The 15,340-nt window shown below is 62.9% G+C and carries 15 protein-coding genes and 1 other annotated feature; of the genes, 7 read left to right on the forward strand and 8 right to left on the reverse strand.

What is annotated here, in order from left to right; translation table 11 throughout:
* Positions 1-103 precede the first annotated feature (103 nt).
* Positions 104-481 (reverse strand): YbaN family protein, encoded by a 378-nt coding sequence (locus MUW49_RS13990; RefSeq protein ID WP_039039141.1) that lies wholly within the window; start codon positions 479-481, stop codon positions 104-106.
* Positions 482-658: 177 nt separating this feature from the next.
* Between MUW49_RS13990 and dusC the strand changes: the two genes are divergently transcribed.
* The 4 genes from dusC to MUW49_RS14010 all read left to right on the forward strand — a co-directional run bounded on the left by dusC (position 659) and on the right by MUW49_RS14010 (position 3,977).
* Entirely contained in the window at positions 659-1,603 is a 945-nt protein-coding gene (dusC, locus tag MUW49_RS13995) for a tRNA dihydrouridine(16) synthase DusC (RefSeq protein ID WP_113978443.1), read from the forward strand.
* Positions 1,604-1,659: 56 nt separating this feature from the next.
* Positions 1,660-2,487 carry an AraC family transcriptional regulator gene (locus tag MUW49_RS14000; RefSeq protein WP_113978445.1) on the forward strand — a complete coding sequence of 276 codons (828 nt, stop codon included), beginning with the start codon at positions 1,660-1,662 and terminating at the stop codon, positions 2,485-2,487.
* A gap of 74 nt (positions 2,488-2,561) precedes the next feature.
* Positions 2,562-3,527: a DMT family transporter gene (locus MUW49_RS14005; protein WP_113978446.1), complete on the forward strand. Its 966-nt coding sequence runs from the start codon at positions 2,562-2,564 to the stop codon at positions 3,525-3,527.
* A gap of 81 nt (positions 3,528-3,608) precedes the next feature.
* Positions 3,609-3,977, forward strand: a complete 369-nt coding sequence (locus MUW49_RS14010; RefSeq protein WP_113978448.1) for a TraR/DksA C4-type zinc finger protein — start codon at positions 3,609-3,611, stop codon at positions 3,975-3,977.
* A 157-nt stretch (positions 3,978-4,134) separates the two neighbouring features.
* On the opposite strand, the gene rnd is transcribed toward MUW49_RS14010, so the two are convergent.
* From rnd to MUW49_RS14045, 7 genes are all read right to left on the reverse strand, one after another.
* Positions 4,135-5,247 (reverse strand): ribonuclease D, encoded by a 1,113-nt coding sequence (gene rnd / locus MUW49_RS14015; RefSeq protein ID WP_039039174.1) that lies wholly within the window; start codon positions 5,245-5,247, stop codon positions 4,135-4,137.
* A 98-nt stretch (positions 5,248-5,345) separates the two neighbouring features.
* Positions 5,346-7,022, reverse strand: a complete 1,677-nt coding sequence (gene fadD / locus MUW49_RS14020; RefSeq protein ID WP_010674700.1) for a long-chain-fatty-acid--CoA ligase FadD — start codon at positions 7,020-7,022, stop codon at positions 5,346-5,348.
* A gap of 196 nt (positions 7,023-7,218) precedes the next feature.
* Positions 7,219-8,070, reverse strand: coding sequence for an alpha/beta hydrolase (locus tag MUW49_RS14025; RefSeq protein ID WP_042863844.1), 852 nt, complete (start codon positions 8,068-8,070; stop codon positions 7,219-7,221).
* Between the two features lie 9 nt (positions 8,071-8,079).
* Positions 8,080-8,595: a Slp family lipoprotein gene (locus tag MUW49_RS14030; RefSeq protein WP_113978450.1), complete on the reverse strand. Its 516-nt coding sequence runs from the start codon at positions 8,593-8,595 to the stop codon at positions 8,080-8,082.
* A gap of 50 nt (positions 8,596-8,645) precedes the next feature.
* Complete coding sequence (gene tsaB, locus MUW49_RS14035) at positions 8,646-9,347, reverse strand: tRNA (adenosine(37)-N6)-threonylcarbamoyltransferase complex dimerization subunit type 1 TsaB (protein ID WP_161469920.1); 702 nt, start codon at positions 9,345-9,347, stop codon at positions 8,646-8,648.
* A 97-nt stretch (positions 9,348-9,444) separates the two neighbouring features.
* Complete coding sequence (locus MUW49_RS14040) at positions 9,445-11,364, reverse strand: ATP-dependent DNA helicase (protein WP_113978451.1); 1,920 nt, start codon at positions 11,362-11,364, stop codon at positions 9,445-9,447.
* Between the two features lie 61 nt (positions 11,365-11,425).
* Positions 11,426-11,671 carry a hypothetical protein gene (locus MUW49_RS14045; protein WP_010674695.1) on the reverse strand — a complete coding sequence of 82 codons (246 nt, stop codon included), beginning with the start codon at positions 11,669-11,671 and terminating at the stop codon, positions 11,426-11,428.
* 190 nt (positions 11,672-11,861) lie between these two features.
* Positions 11,862-11,986 (forward strand) — a sequence feature (His leader region).
* 28 nt (positions 11,987-12,014) lie between these two features.
* Between MUW49_RS14045 and hisG the strand changes: the two genes are divergently transcribed.
* Genes hisG through hisC form a run of 3 tightly spaced genes read left to right on the forward strand, consistent with a single transcriptional unit; the run spans position 12,015 to position 15,334 of the window.
* Positions 12,015-12,911: an ATP phosphoribosyltransferase gene (hisG, locus tag MUW49_RS14050; protein WP_113978453.1), complete on the forward strand. Its 897-nt coding sequence runs from the start codon at positions 12,015-12,017 to the stop codon at positions 12,909-12,911.
* Between the two features lie 30 nt (positions 12,912-12,941).
* The gene (gene hisD / locus MUW49_RS14055; RefSeq protein WP_041211399.1) at positions 12,942-14,267 is read left to right on the forward strand and encodes a histidinol dehydrogenase; all 1,326 of its coding nucleotides are present in this window, start codon (positions 12,942-12,944) and stop codon (positions 14,265-14,267) included.
* Positions 14,264-15,334, forward strand: coding sequence for a histidinol-phosphate transaminase (hisC, locus tag MUW49_RS14060; RefSeq protein WP_113978454.1), 1,071 nt, complete (start codon positions 14,264-14,266; stop codon positions 15,332-15,334). The genes hisD and hisC overlap by 4 nt, the downstream gene beginning before the upstream one ends.
* Positions 15,335-15,340 lie beyond the last annotated feature (6 nt).

A 15,340-nucleotide genomic window follows, 5' to 3' on the forward strand; every position in this document is an offset into this window, starting at 1 on the left:
CATGGCGGCGCACGGGGTCTCCGCCTGGGGGCAATAAAAAGGCCCGTCACGCAAAAATGACGAGCCGACTCCATAGCATTATTGCCGCGATAGCTTAGGGATTTCACTTCTTCATTGCAACCGGCTCCAGCACCGGCAGACGCATCAACCAGGTGAGCAGGATCACCATTATGACAACCAGCAGCCACCTCACCCAGGGCAACGGCACCACCAGCAGCGATACCGAGAACGAGATCAGGATAAAGATGATGGCGCGGCGTCTCGCGTGACGGCGAATGCCGCGATACTGCTGCCAGTCGAGGATGGGGGGGCCAAACCAGGGATGCGCCAGCAACCAGCCATGAAAGCGGGGGGAGGAGCGCGCAAACAGCGCCGCCGCCAGCAACATGAAAGGGGTGGTCGGCAGCAGGGGCAGGACTATCCCGACTATCCCGGTGGCGAAGGCAAGCCAGCCCAGGGCCATCAGACACCAGCGTTTCATGGGTACTCCTCTGCATGTATCTCTGCCTTTAGCCTAACAGAGTTGGCCCGGAAGCTGACAGCCTGGCCCAGTCGGCGGCCGTCGATTGGGGTCATCGAGTGGGCAGACGGCTGACAATCCCGGCCATTGCCACTACAATCTGCGCTCTTTTTTCTCCCCTTGTCTTCGGAAGCAGCTATGCGCGTTATTTTGGCCCCCATGCAGGGGGTGCTGGATCACCTGATGCGGGAGGTCCTCACCTCCGTCAATGATTACGACCTCTGCGTCAGTGAATTCATCCGGGTGGTCGATCAACTGCTGCCCGCCAAGGTCTTCCATCGCCTCTGCCCCGAGCTGAAACAGGATGGCAAGACCCGTGCGGGGACCCCGGTACGGGTGCAACTGCTGGGACAACATCCGGAGTGGCTGGCAGAAAATGCCATACGGGCCATCGAGCTCGGCTCTCCCGGGGTCGATCTCAACTTCGGCTGCCCTGCCCCCACGGTCAACAAGAGCAAGGGGGGCGCCGTGCTGCTCAAGGAGCCCGAGACCATCTATCGCATCGTCAAGGCGGTGCGGGAGGCCGTGCCTGCCCACCTGCCGGTGAGCGCCAAGATCCGTCTGGGATACGATGACAAGGATCTCTATCTGGACAACGCCCAGGCCGTCTATCAGGGGGGGGCCAACGAGCTGGCGGTGCATGCCCGCACCAAGCGCGAAGGCTACAAGGCGCCGGCACACTGGGAGTACGTGGACGCCATCCGCCGCGCCCTGCCCATCCCCGTCACCGCCAACGGCGAGATCTGGAACCATGCCGATGCCCTGACCTGTGCCCGGGTGTCCGGTTGCGATGCCCTCATGGTGGGCCGGGGCGCCATCTCCCTGCCCAACCTGGCCAACGTGATGAAGACGGGGTGTGCCCACATGAGCTGGGCCGAGGTACTGCAACTGATGGTGACCTACACCGAGCAGGATCTGGCGAGCGACAAGGCCGACTACTACCCGAGCCGCATCAAGCAGTGGTTCTCCTACATAGTGCGGGAATACCCCCAGGCCGACGAGCTGTTTCGCCGTATCCGCACCATCAAGACCGCAGAGGAGATCCGCACCGCCCTCGAGCGCGAGTGCGCCTCACAGGCCTAGACTTGGCCGCCACCCCGCGGCGCCCTATGATGAAGGCTTATTGACAGGAGGTCAGGATGCAGGGAGTACCGGTCAACTTTACCCATCAGCACGACAGGGCCGATTTTCGCGCCCTGCCGGGGCAGCCTGCGACCGAGCTCTATCGCGCCCACATCCAGCACCACATCTTCGATCCCCATAGTCACGAGGGGTTTGGCCTCGGTGTCATCGAGTGCGGTGCCGAGCGCTTTCGCTATCGCGGCAGCCAGCTCCTGGCCGGTCCCGGCAGCCTGGTGCTGATGAACCCCGATGAGCTGCACACGGGCGAGTCAGCCTGCGAGCAAGGGTGGCGCTATCGCATGCTCTACCTGCCCGCCGATCGGCTCGAGGCCATCAGCGGCGAGCGCGACTGGCATTTCACCGATGCCGTGCGAAGCGATCCGCGCACTGCCCCCGTCCTGCAGGCGGCCCTGGATGCCCTCTGGCACTGTGACAGCGAGCTCGCCGCCGACGGCCTGCTGCTAAGGGTGTGCGAGACCCTGCGCCCCCATGCCCGGGCCCTGGCGGCCCCGCGCGAAGCGGCCCACCCTCTGGGCCGCGCCATCGACTATATGCAGGCCTGTTTCGCCCGCCCCATTACCCTGGCCGAGCTGGCCGGTGCAGTGAATCTCAGCCCCTACCACTTCCAGCGCAGCTTCAAGGCCCGCTTTCACGTCACCCCCCAGCAGATGTTGATGGCCATCCGCCTGCAGCGCGCCAAGGGGTGGCTGGCCGCAGGCCTGCCTGCTGCCGAGGTGGCCGCCACCTGTGGTCTGGCCGATCAATCCCACCTCAACCGTGCCTTCCTGCGCCGCTATGGCACCACCCCGGTCCGCTACCAGAAACAGGTGCAGGCTGGCCGCTAAAGCGCAATCTGGTTCAATACGCCCCCCTTCCCCCCTGCTAGGCTGGCCTCCTTCTTCTTTACCGGATATGAAACATGTTGATCGGAGTCCTGTTTGCCCTGCTGGCCGGCCTGATGTGGGGGCTCATCTTCGTCGCCCCCCTCTTGGTGGACGGCTACCCCCCCGCCCTGCTCGCGAGCGGCCGCTACCTCGCCTTCGGCCTCATCGTGCTGCCGCTCGCCTGGCAGGCCCGCAAACACCTGGCGGCCCTCTCGGCCAGCGACTGGCGAGAGGCCCTCGCCCTTACTCTGGTGGGGAACCTCCTCTACTACTTCTGCCTGTCGGGGGCCATCTTGCGCATCGGCTCGCCCCTGGCGGCCATGTTTATCGGCACCCTGCCGGTGGTGACGGCCCTGGCCGCCAACCGCCTCTATGGCGCACGGGACGGTCGCCTCTCCCGCACCCGGCTCTACCCGTCCCTGGTGCTGATGGGGGCCGGCCTCTATCTGGTCAACAGCGCCGAGCTGATCTGGCACACCGAGGCGCGCACCGAACAACTGCTTGGGCTCGCCCTGGCGGTGGGCGCCGTGCTGTGCTGGACCTGGTATCCCCTGCGCAACGCCCGCTGGCTGCGCGAGCACCCGGGCCGCAGTCCGGCCGTCTGGGCCACCGCCCAGGGGCTGGTGACCCTACCGGTAGCGCTCATTGCCTATCTCGGCAGCCTCGGCCATCTTGCCCTGAGCGCACCGGACTTTCCCCTGCCCTTCGGGCCGACGCCCCTGCGCTTCGTGCTGCTGATGGGGGCGGTGGGGCTCTTCTGCTCCTGGCTCGGCACCCTGTGCTGGAACGAAGCGAGCCAGCGCCTGCCGACCGTGCTGGTCGGGCCGCTCATTGTGTTCGAGACTCTTTCGGGGCTCTTGCACGCCTTTATGCTGCGCGGGATCATGCCCCCCATGAGTACCCTGGTGGGTGTCGTCTGTCTGGTGGCGGGGGTGCTCTACGTCATCACCGGCAAGCCGCAACCGCAGCCGGAAAAACGCGCCAAAGCACGGTTAACTTGACTCATGTCATCTTGATAAACTGCATCTTTCCCTATACTGGCCGGGTTTTATGACTCGTCTTTGGGGGCTGCAGTGTGTGAAGTGACGCAAGCCCGGTTGGCCGAATGGCATGAGCGCCTTCTGACCGACTGGGCGCAAACAAGAGAAGAGCTGATGGGTCAGCTCAAGGCCTGTCGACAAGACGACTGGGCACAGAAGGTGGAGAATTGCGAGCGGGATCAACTGGTGGATCTGACCAGTCGTCTCGATCTGCCCAAGGTGGCGCAGAGTGTGGCGCGCCTCAAGCGGCTCGACGCCGCGCTCTGCCAGATGGATCTGGGGCTCTATGGCTTCTGCTCCGATTGTGAGGAGCCGCTGCTCCCTGAACAGCTGGAACAGGATCCGACTCTGCAACGCTGCCCGCGCTGCGAAGCCCGCTACCGCAAGGGATTCCACGCTCACGAACTCTGATGGGGGCACCCTTTGTGCCCGCCATTTCCCTCCTCCACCCCTTCTCGCTTCCCATCATAACCAACCCCCTGGCGCGACGATCCCGGCAACCCCGGGGGCAGCCGCACAGGCATGAAAAAAGGGAGTCATGGACTCCCCTTCTCGTACTGCGTACTCGTCACTGTGCCAGCAGGTGGCCTACCAGCTCATGACGCCACCCTTGCAGCAGCATGGGCTTGTCCGCCCTGGCCCGCTCCTCGGCACTCATGCGCCAGCTCCAGGTGAAGTACTGGTGGATGATCTTCTTGCTCGCCACCAGCTCCGGCGGAATGTTGCTGGCCTTGGCCTTCTCCTCCACCATGGCCTTGATGCGCTTGAGCTCGGCCTTGTACTGGGGGAAGTCCACCAGACGGCGGATGGGATCGGGCCAGCTAGCAGGGTCGCTCTGCTGGGCGGCGGCGACGATGTCCAGCATACGCTTGCCGTGGATCTTGATCTCGATGGGCGAGAGGCCCAGCTCGTTGAGATCCCGAAGCGAAGCGGGACGACGCTCCGCCACCTTGAACAGGTGCAACTCCTTGACCACGAAGTTGAGGGCGAGATCCCGGCGTACTGCTTCCTGCTGGCGCCAGGCGGCCAGCTCGCGCAGGATGGCCAGCTCGCGGCGACCCAGTTGCCAGGCGTTGACGATCTCGAGGTAGGCCTGACGGGGATCGCTGCCCTGGGTCTTGCGGGCGGAGTGGTTCTGGCACTCCTGCTCGAACCAGGGGAACTTGCCGCTCTCGCGCAGTCTGGCCATCACCTTCTCGTAGAGGGGCATGAGGTAGAAGACATCCGCCGCGGCATATTCCAGCTGACGAGGGGTAAGGGGGCGCGCCAGCCAGTCGGTACGGGCCTGATCCTTCTCAAGCTCGACCCCGAGGAATTCGTTGACCAGGGCGCCAAACCCCACCGACACGCCATGGCCCAGGAAGGCTGCCGCCAGCTGGGTATCGTGCATCTGGTTGGGCAGGTGACCCGCCTGATGCTGGATGAGTTCCAGATCCTCACCGGAGGCGTGCAGGATGGCAATCTGTCCGGCCCGACCGAGACGCTGCCACAAACCGGAGAGATCCAGGGTCAGGGGATCGAGCAGGGCAAGCTGCTTGCCATCGTAGATCTGGAACAGACCGAGCTGGGGATAGTAGGTACGGGTGCGAACGAATTCGGTATCGATGGCCAGGGGAACGTCGGCCAGAGAAGCGAGATACTGATCCAGTTCGGCTTGCTGTGAAATGAGTTGATATTGCATCGTTGCCTGCACGTTGGTCGGATCCAGAAAGAAAAAACCGTGGATGTCCCACGGTTTTGCATAACGACAGCGCTGGACTGCAAAGCAGTGCATGCCGGTTACTGCTTGGCAATCTCCTCGTCGCGCAGCACGCGGCGCAGGATCTTGCCCACGTTGGTCTTGGGAAGTTCGTCGCGAAATTCTACCAGTTTCGGCACCTTATAGGCAGTCAGATGTTTGCGGCAGTGGGCAATTATCTCCTCTTCCGCCAGCTTTGCATCTTTCTTGACCACGAAGATCTTCACCTGCTCGCCGGACACCGGGTTGGGTACGCCGACGGCGGCCACCTCCAGCACCTTGGGATGCAGGGCAACCACGTCTTCTATCTCGTTCGGGTAGACGTTGAAGCCGGAGACCAGGATCATGTCCTTCTTGCGATCGACGATCTTGAAGAAACCCTGCTCGTCGCATACCGCGATGTCGCCGGTGCAGAGCCAGCCATCCTGCATCACCTCTGCGGTCGCCTCCGGGCGCTGCCAGTAGCCGGTCATCACCTGAGGACCGCGCACCTGCATCTCGCCGGGGGCGCCCCGTTCGGTGACCTGGTTCCCCTCGTCATCCACCAGACGGATCTCGGTGGAGCAGACCGGCAGGCCGATGGAGCCGTTGTAATCCACCAGGTCATAGGGGCAGACGCTCACCAGCGGCGAGCACTCGGTCAGGCCATAGCCCTCCAGCAGCGGGGTGCCGGTCAGCCCCTTCCACTGCTCGGCCACCGCCCGTTGCACCGCCATGCCGCCACCGATGGTGAGCTTGAGCTTGGCAAAATCCATGCCCTTGAACTCGTCGTTGTTGACCAGGGCGTTGAACAGGGTGTTCACTCCGGTGATGCAGGTGAAAGGATACTTCTTGATCTCTTTGACAAAACCCGGGATGTCGCGGGGGTTGCTGATGAGCAGGTTGTAGCCCCCCAGACGCATGAACAGCAGGCAGTTCACCGTCAGGGCGAAGACGTGATAGAGCGGCAGCGCCGTGACCACAAACTCCTTGCCGCGCTCCAGCACGGGGCCATAGACACCGAGGCACTGCTCGACGTTGGCGATCATGTTGCGATGAGTCAGCATGGCCCCCTTGGAGAGGCCGGTGGTCCCGCCGGTGTATTGCAGGAAGGCGATGTCCTGGTTGCTGATCTCGGGTTTGATGTACTGCAGGTAGCGCCCCTTGGCGAGGGCCTGGCGCATGGTGCTGGCATGGGGCAGGTTGTACTTGGGCACCAGCTTCTTGACGTATTTGACCACGAAGTTGACCAGGGTCCCCTTGGCCAGCCCCAGGTTGTCTCCCATCCGGGTCAGGATCACATGCTTGACCGGGGTGTCATACACCACTTTTTCCAGGGTGTGGGCAAAGTTGGAGACGATGACGATGGCCTTGGCGCCGGAGTCTTTCAACTGATGCTCCAGCTCGCGCGGGGTATAGAGGGGGTTGACGTTCACCACCGTCATGCCGGCCCGCAGGATGCCGAATACCGCGATGGGGTATTGCAGCAGGTTAGGCATCATCACGGCCACCCTGTCCCCCTTGCCGAGCTTGAGCTCGTTTTGCAGGTAGGCGGCGAAGGCTCGGGACTGCTCCTCCAGCCGGCGGTAGGTAATGGTCTGCCCCATGTTGACGAAGGCGGGCTGATCGGCGAACTGGTTCACCGACTCTTCAAACATCTCGACCAGAGAGCCGTATTGGTCTGGATTGATCTCGGCGGGCACCCCTTCTGGATAACGCTTCAGCCAGACTCTTTCCACGAACTTCTCCTGCATAACTCGCACCTGTGCGCTCACTGTGTTGCCTCCGTCCCTGTCACATCCATTTCAATCAATTGTTTTAAGTTCATGCTCTAATGCCGCACATATTTACATAAGGCAACATCAATTAACAGTGAATTAACAACGGGAAATGTGAGGGAGAAAGCAAACCTGACATGATTCAAAGCCGCCGATCCTACCGGATTTGAGCGAAGTTTTCGATATAAACGGCGGTTTCTGATGAATTTTCCATATGAAAATGATGGCCTCCTGCCACTGTCACCCGTTCAATGTGGCCAAAGGCCGCCTCCCGCAACTGCCACTGTGCCAGGAGCCCGGGGAAGCCCTGCTCTCCCCGGATAAAGAGCACCGGACAGACGATGGCCCGGATCAGGGCCTGGGCCTGCCCCTCGCTCATGCGCAGGGGCGAGAGATCGCGAAGACGGGGATCACTGCGCCAATACCAGCGCCCTGTCCGCGCCTCCAGTTGTCGCTCGCAGATAAGGCGTGCCGCACTCGGGGGGATGTCTGCCACCTTGCAGCGGGCAGCCACCGCCTCCTCGAGGGTGGCAAATCCACTGGTTGCACGCTCACGGGTACGAGTGCGGTTGAGGATGGCGCGGCGCAGCTGCCCCGGTACCTCCTCGTCGGGCTGGCTCAAGGGGCCGAGCCCCTCCAGCAGAATGAGCCGCTCGATTTGTTCGGGAAAAACGCCGGCATAGGCAGAGGCAATCAGCGCCCCTAGGGAGTGACCAAGCAGGATGAAACGCTGCCAGCCCGCGGCCTGGGTGATCTGGTAGAGATCATCCAGCCAGTCCACGAAGACATAGGGAGTCGACTTGTGATCGGAGTGACCATGGCCCGGCAGATCGACGCAGACCAGATGAAACGCTCCCAGCCAGGGGGCCAGAGGCAAAAAGCTGGCACCGTTGTCGAGCCAGCCATGGAGGGCCACCAGCAGCGGTCTGCCCTCCTGACCATTGTCCAGCAGGGCGATGTGCCGCCCGTCCGCCAGGCGCAGCCTGCGCTCCTGCAATGTCGCCGTCATCCGGGCTCCTCAGCGGCGCAGGGGCCGTCTGGGCCAGAAGGGATCATAGAAAGGATCGTAAAAGTAGGGATCCATGTAGCGGATCTCCACCTCCTTCACCGGTGGCCACAGCTTGCTCCCCGTCACCTTGAGTACCGAGAAGCGATACTTGTGCTCGCCAATCTGGCTGTCCACCGGCTTGTCGAGGGTGCCGAGCACCGTCAGGCTGCGACCCTTGGCATAGAGGGTCGGGTCGACAAACCCCTGCATGATGGCGAGAAAACGACCTGGGCTCTGCTCGGTCTGCTCCGGCACCCCGTTGGACTTGAGGGGCAGATAGACCACCTCGATGACACTCTGATCCGCCTTGTTGTGGACCGCCGAGATGACACCGCTCCAGCGGGCCGGCTTGCTTTCCATCCCCTGCAGGGCGGGTTGATAGGCCACTAGCTGATCCGCAGGCTCATAGGCAAGCTCTTTGGGCACCGTGCTGCAACCGCCCAGCAGCAGCCCCACCAATCCCAGCATGATCACGGATTTTCTCATTCGTCTCTCCTTCATCGTCCGACAAAGCAGCCCGGGGCAGCTGTTGCCGCCTATTCGCGACCCGGCAGTTTCTTCCAGGTCACCTTGTCACGCAGATAGACAGGGGTGGCCTGCTCTACCGGCACCGCCTCACCCGCAAGCCAGGCCTGGCGTGCCAGAGGCAGCATGTCGGCGGCCGCCGGGAAACGCACCTGGCTTGGGGTCAGCACATCTGCCAGGCCGTCCAGAGTCTCGCCATAGGTTTCAAAACCGGTGCCAACGCAGCTCACCGCGCCAGTCAGCTTGTCACGGGCCTGCACCAGTGCGGCTGGCTCGCTCACCACCTCCTCGCCCACCAGCGTCATCACCCCGTCCACCAAGGCGTAGTGGCCGAAATAGACCTCGTCCATGCGCGCATCGATGGCGGCAAGCACCTGCTCGGCCCCTTCCAGCTTATGGGCCCCCTGGGCCATGGCCGCCAGGGTGGAGACACCGATCATCGGCACGCCGGCACCAAAGGCGAGCCCCTGGGCCACGCTGATCCCGATCCGTACCCCGGTGAAGGAGCCAGGCCCACGACCGAAGGCGATGGCGTCGAGCTCATCCAACGATAGACCGGCTTCATCCAACAGAGCCTGAACCATGGGCAGGATCTTGCGGGTATGGTCACGGGGCGCCTCTTCCCAGCGGGAAAAGAGGGTATCGCCCACCAAGAGGGCTGCGGAGCAGGCTTCGGTGGCGGTATCCACGGCCAGGATCTTCAACTCATCCATTCTTTTTATTCTCTTCACATCAGTCAGTTAAATCGTCAGCATGGCCAAGGCCTGCCGTCATGCATGGCCGGGGGCAATCAGCCCCGGCGCGGCGGACTCACTCCCGTGGTCCGAAAAATTCTCCCAGGGTCGCCAGCTCCCGGGTCCGTGGAATGGCAGGCAGGCTCTTGATGAAGGTGGCGCCATAGGGCTTGTTGACCACCCGAGGATCACAAATAACCAGTACGCCGTGATCACTGCGATCACGGATGAGCCGCCCCACCCCCTGCTTGAGGGCAATCACCGCCTTGGGCAACTGCAGCTCGGCAAAGGGATCCCCCCCCTTGAGCTTGCAATCCTCCACCCGTGCCTTGAGCTGGGGATCGTCCGGGCTCGCAAAGGGCAGCTTGTCGATGATAACACAGGACAATGCCGCCCCCCGCACGTCTATCCCCTCCCAGAAACTGCTGGTGGCTACCAGCACGGCCCGACCGTTCTCCACGAAGGTCTTGAGCAGCCGCTGCTTGTTGTCTTCCCCTTGCAGCAGGACGGTGCGGCCGATTTCCCGGCGCAGCACCTCAGCCACCTGGCGCATCACCTGATGGCTGGTGCAGAGGAAAAAACATCCCCCCGGCGTCTTGTTGATGAGGGGGATCATCAGGGTCGCCAGCTGCTCCCCGCGCCCGAAGGCATTGGGCTCTGGCAAGAAACGGGGTACGCACAGGCGCGCCTGCTCGGCGTAATCGAACGGACTGTCGAGAATGAGTTCGGCGCTGCCGGCCAGCCCCATCTCGGCGACGAAGTGGGCGAAGCGATTGTCCACCGTCAAGGTGGCCGAGGTGAAGACCCAGGCCACCTCGGGGCGCTGCACCTCGGCACCGAAGCGCTCGGCGACCGACAGCGGCGTCAGATTGAGGGTAAAGTGCAGACGCGAACAGTCATACCAGTAGGAGAAACCGGTCTGGTTGACCGCCAGCACCTCCCCAAGGCGAGTACGCAGCTCGCTGATGCGCTCGAAACAGTGATCCAGCTGCTCGCCACGCCCGAGCGCCAGTTTCAGCACCTCGTAGCAGAGCCCGAGCGCGTCGTTGAGGCGAGCCAGCGCCTGGGCCCAGAGCGGCTGGCGCAGCAGGTCTCGGGTGTTGCCGCGCCCCCCCTCCACGCCGAAGGCCAGACGCAGATCCTGGCTGGCGATGGCGAGCCGGTCCGCCGCCTTGCCGAGCTGGGCCATGTCGTGAGCCTCGGCCCGATAAGCCAACTGGATGTCCTGGGCCAGATCCTGGATGGTGCGGCTGCCCACCGACTTGCCGAAGTAGTGGCTGGCGATCTCGGGCAGTTGGTGCGCCTCGTCGAACACATAGACCTGCGCCTCGGGCACCAGCTCGCCAAAGCCGGTGTCTTTCACCGCCATGTCGGCGAAAAAGAGGTGATGGTTGATCACCACCACCTGGGCCTCCATGGCGCGGCGGCGGGCCACCACCAGGTGGCAGTCGTCATAGTAGGGACAGTCGCGGCCCAGGCAGTTCTCGTTGGTGCTGGTGACATGGGGGAGGATCTCGGCATTCTCCTGCAGCCCCGGAATGTCCCCCACATCGCCATTGTCCGTGGTGGTGGACCAGGACTTCACCTTGACCAGATCATTGAGCACGTCGGGCTTTTGCAGGTGGGATTCGGCGAGCAGGCGGTTCATTCGCTCGATGCACAGGTAGTTGCTGCGCCCCTTGAGCAGGGCCACAGGCCGCGTGTAGTCGAGCGCCCCCGTGATGGTGGGCAGATCCCGATAGAAGAGCTGCTCCTGCAGATTCTTGGACCCGGTGCTGATCACCACCCGCTTGCCGGATTCCAGCGCAGGCACCAGATAGGCATAGGTTTTGCCAGTGCCCGTTCCAGCCTCCACCAGCAAACGGCCACCTTGCTTGATGGCGCGGGACACCGCCTCGGCCATCTCCAGTTGCGGGGCACGGGCCTTGAAGCCGTCAATATGGCGGGCCAGGGGGCCGTCTGGCTTGAACAGGGTCTGGATGATGGTCAAAGGCATGTCCCGTTGCAAAAGCGGGCATTATGCCAAAAGCGCGGAAAAAGCGGGACTGATAATGCGTTCAGACGAAGAGATCAATCCGGTGGTCCGGATCCGGTTTGTGATCATCATCCTGTACCGCTGGTTGATCAGGCTTTGGCGGCTGCTCTCTCTGCTGGTGATGCTGGCCACCGCCGCCATTGTCGGTGCCTATCTTGCGCAGCTGATGTTTCTGGCTGATCTGGGTCACCTCCCGCTTGATGTCATCCGGGCTCGGTGTCGAGGGTGCACGGGGCAGGATGGGAAATAATAGGTCCTGGCTGGGCATGATGTCGCCTCCTTTGGCATCTCATTGTCTAGTTATCGACCAGAAAACCGTTTTCTCAACTTTAATCGTCCTGATCACATTTTTCGGTTGCATTTTCTGTCAAGGCAGGTAGTTTAAATCGGGCGTCAACAACGGCATCTGATTTGTAAAGGATTGATTACATCATGAAGTTCACCACCCTGAAGACTCATCATCACCATCATCATCCCGAATAGTCTTTCAGGAGGTTGACTGCTGGAAGACACTTAACTGGTGACTTCCAAAAGGACCGCAAGATTCATAAACCCTCGGAAGCACATACTTCCGAGGGTTTTTTCGTTTTTGACTAAAAGGAAATCGAGCAATGGAAACACAACGTCTGCGCATCGCCATGCAAAAATCCGGTCGTCTGAGCCAGGATTCCCAGGCCCTCTTCAAGAGCTGCGGCCTCAAGATCAACCTGCGGGAACAGCGCCTCATCGCCCATGTCGAGAACATGCCCATCGACATTCTGCGAGTGCGTGATGACGACATCCCGGGTCTGGTGATGGAAGGGGTGGTCGATCTTGGCATCATCGGCGAGAACGTTCTCGAAGAGGTGCAGCTCATTCGCGCAGCCCAGGGGCAGCCCTTTGCGGTGAAGACCCTCAAGCAGCTCGACTTCGGCGGCTGCCGCCTCTCTCTGGCGGTGCCGGACGATGTCAACTACACAGGACCCGAGAGCCTGGCCGACAAGCGCATCGCCACCTCCTACCCCGGTCTGCTCAAGCGCTTCTTCGACGAGAAGGGCCTGGGCTTCAAGAGCGTGATGCTGGGTGGCTCGGTGGAAGTGGCCCCCCGCGCGGGTCTGGCCGATGCCATCTGCGATCTGGTCTCCACCGGCGCGACCCTGGAAGCCAACGGCCTGAAAGAGGTCGAGGTGATCTACCGCTCCAAGGCCGTCCTGGTGCAGGCTCCCAACCCCCTGAACGATGCCAAGCAGAAACTCATCGACACCCTGCTGCCCCGCATCCAGGGGATGCAGCAGGCGCGCGAAAGCAAATACATCATGCTGCACGCCCCCAAAGACAAGCTCGATGCCATCACCGATCTGCTGCCGGGGGCGGAGCGTCCCACCATCATGCAGCTCGCCGGTGACACCAACCAGGTGGCCCTGCACGTCGTCTCCAGCGAAACCCTGTTCTGGGAGACCATGGAACAGCTCAAGGCCCTGGGTGCCAGCTCCATCCTGGTGCTGCCCATTGAAAAGATGATGGAATAAGCCGAGATGATGGAATAAGGAAGACACATCATGCAGACCCTGATCTGGAAGACCCTCTCCCCCGCCCGGCAAGCCGAGGTCCTGACCCGGCCCGCCCTTGGCGACGAAGCCGACATCGGTACCGTGGTGCGAGACATCATTGCCGCGGTACGTAGCCGGGGCGATGAGGCCCTGCGCGAGCTGAGCCAGCGTTTCGAACGCGCGCCCCGCGAACAGCTTCGGGTGAGCGACGCGGAAGTGGATGCCGCCTGCGCTCGACTCGGTGATGACATCAAGGGTGCCATCGAGGCCGCCATCGCCAATATCCGTACCTTCCACGCCGCCCAGGTACAGCCCGTCGTCCGAGTCGAAACCCAGCCCGGGGTACTGTGCGAGCTGCGCACCCAACCCATCAGCCGGGTCGGCCTCTATGTCCCGGGAGGCAGCGCGCCGCTCCCCTCCACCGTGATGATGCTGGCCATTCCGGCAAGCCTGGCCGGTTGCCGTGAGGTGGTGCTCTGTACCCCGTCTCCGGCGAGCGACGAGATCCTGTTTGCCGCCCGCGCCTGTGGCGTCCGTCAGGTGTTCGCCATCGGCGGCGCCCAGGCCATCGCGGCCATGGCCTATGGCACGCAAACCATCCCCAAGGTGGACAAGATCTTCGGCCCGGGCAACGCCTATGTGACCGAAGCCAAGGGCCAGGTTTCCCGTGACTGGCGGGGCGCCGCCATCGACATGCCAGCCGGCCCCTCCGAGGTGCTGGTGATCGCAGACGAGAGCGCCAACCCGGCCTTCGTGGCATCGGATCTGCTCTCCCAGGCCGAGCACGGCCCCGACAGCCAGGTGGTGCTGGTCACCACCTCCGCTTCCCTGGCCGATGCCATCGGCAGCGAGATCCAGGCGCAACTCGCCGACCTCAGCCGCCGCGACATCGCCGAGCAAGCCCTGAAGGCAAGCCTGGTGATCCTCTGCGACAACCTGGAGGAGGCCTGCGCCATCTCCAACGCCTATGCACCGGAACACCTCATCGTGCAGACCCGGGCCCCCCGGGATCTGCTGGACAAGCTCGAGAACGCGGGCTCCATCTTCCTCGGGGCATGGACACCGGAGTCGGTCGGTGATTACGCCAGCGGCACCAACCACACCCTGCCCACCTACGGCTATGCCCGCACCTGCTCGAGCCTGGGGCTTGCCGACTATCAGCGCCGCTACACGGTACAGGAGCTCACTGCAGACGGCATTCGCGGCCTTGGCCCCATTGTCCAGCGCATCGCCCAGGCCGAGGGACTCGATGCCCACAAGCATGCCGTCACCCTCAGGTTGAACGCCCTGGCCGCCGAGCCCCAACAAACAGCACAGCAGAAGGATTTGTCATGAGCATCGTCAATCTGGCCCGTCGCGTCGTGCGGGCTCTCACACCCTACCAGTCCGCTCGCCGCATCGGCGGCAAGGGCCACGTCTGGCTCAATGCCAACGAGGCACCCCTGGCCTACCCCTTCACCGTCGAGGGGAGCCGCCTCAACCGCTATCCCGAGTGCCAGCCGGCCGAGGTGGTGAATGGCTATGCCGCCTACGCCGGGGTCAATCCGGATCAGGTGCTGGTGAGCCGCGGCGCCGACGAGGCCATCGAGCTGCTGATCCGCACCTTCTGCGAGGCGGGGGAAGATCAGATCCTCATCTGCCCCCCCACCTACGGCATGTACGCCATCAGCGCCGAGACCTGTGGCGTGGGGATTGTCGAGCAGCCATTGACCGCCAGCCGTCAGCCGGACTGGCCCGCCATCGCCGATCGCCTCTCTGACGTGAAGCTGGTGTTCCTCTGCTCCCCCAACAATCCCACCGGGGATCTGGTGGGCCGCAAGGGACTCGTCGCCCTGCTGGAGAAGGCACGGGACCGCGCCATCATCGTCGTGGACGAGGCCTACATCGAGTTCTGCCCGGAGGCCTCCGTGGTGGACCTGCTGGCCCAATACCCGAACCTGGTGGTGACCCGCACCCTCTCCAAGGCCTTCGCGCTGGCGGGGATCCGCTGCGGCTTTACTTTGGGGGATCCCGAGGTGATTGCCATGCTGGCCAAGGTGATCGCGCCCTACCCCATTCCCGACCCCATCGCCCAGATTGCCGCCCAGGCGCTCTCTCCCATGGGGCTGGAACTGATGCAGGAGCGGGTGCAGGAGCTCAACAAGCAAAAGGCGCTCATCAAGGCGGAGCTGCTTCGTCTGCCCTGCGTCAAGGAAGTGTTCGAGGACAAGGGCAACTTCGTGCTGGTGCGCTTCAAAGATGGCGCCGCCGTGTTCGCCGCCATGAAGGCCGCCGGCATCATCTTGCGTGATTTCTCCAGCAAGCCTGGCCTTGACAACAGCATCCGCATCACCATCGGCTATCAGGGCGAAATGGACGCCGTGCTGGCCGTGCTGCGTGACCTGCCCCCACCCTCTCTGTAAGACAAG

It is taken from the genome of Aeromonas sp. LsrichE-8G, from assembly GCF_022869435.1.
In the GTDB taxonomy this organism is placed as follows: Bacteria; Pseudomonadota; Gammaproteobacteria; order Enterobacterales; family Aeromonadaceae; genus Aeromonas; species Aeromonas caviae.

Bases quoted from the DNA above. Each gene is read 5' to 3' on its own strand.
- MUW49_RS13990 (WP_039039141.1), bottom strand. From the start codon at position 481: ATGAAACGCTGGTGTCTGATGGCCCTGGGCTGGCTTGCCTTCGCCACC.
- dusC (WP_113978443.1), top strand. From the start codon at position 659: ATGCGCGTTATTTTGGCCCCCATGCAGGGGGTGCTGGATCACCTGATG.
- MUW49_RS14000 (WP_113978445.1), top strand. From the start codon at position 1,660: ATGCAGGGAGTACCGGTCAACTTTACCCATCAGCACGACAGGGCCGAT.
- MUW49_RS14005 (WP_113978446.1), top strand. From the start codon at position 2,562: ATGTTGATCGGAGTCCTGTTTGCCCTGCTGGCCGGCCTGATGTGGGGG.
- rnd (WP_039039174.1), bottom strand. From the start codon at position 5,247: ATGCAATATCAACTCATTTCACAGCAAGCCGAACTGGATCAGTATCTC.
- MUW49_RS14025 (WP_042863844.1), bottom strand. From the start codon at position 8,070: ATGACGGCGACATTGCAGGAGCGCAGGCTGCGCCTGGCGGACGGGCGG.
- MUW49_RS14030 (WP_113978450.1), bottom strand. From the start codon at position 8,595: ATGAGAAAATCCGTGATCATGCTGGGATTGGTGGGGCTGCTGCTGGGC.
- tsaB (WP_161469920.1), bottom strand. From the start codon at position 9,347: ATGGATGAGTTGAAGATCCTGGCCGTGGATACCGCCACCGAAGCCTGC.
- MUW49_RS14040 (WP_113978451.1), bottom strand. From the start codon at position 11,364: ATGCCTTTGACCATCATCCAGACCCTGTTCAAGCCAGACGGCCCCCTG.
- MUW49_RS14045 (WP_010674695.1), bottom strand. From the start codon at position 11,671: ATGCCCAGCCAGGACCTATTATTTCCCATCCTGCCCCGTGCACCCTCG.
- hisG (WP_113978453.1), top strand. From the start codon at position 12,015: ATGGAAACACAACGTCTGCGCATCGCCATGCAAAAATCCGGTCGTCTG.
- hisD (WP_041211399.1), top strand. From the start codon at position 12,942: ATGCAGACCCTGATCTGGAAGACCCTCTCCCCCGCCCGGCAAGCCGAG.
- hisC (WP_113978454.1), top strand. From the start codon at position 14,264: ATGAGCATCGTCAATCTGGCCCGTCGCGTCGTGCGGGCTCTCACACCC.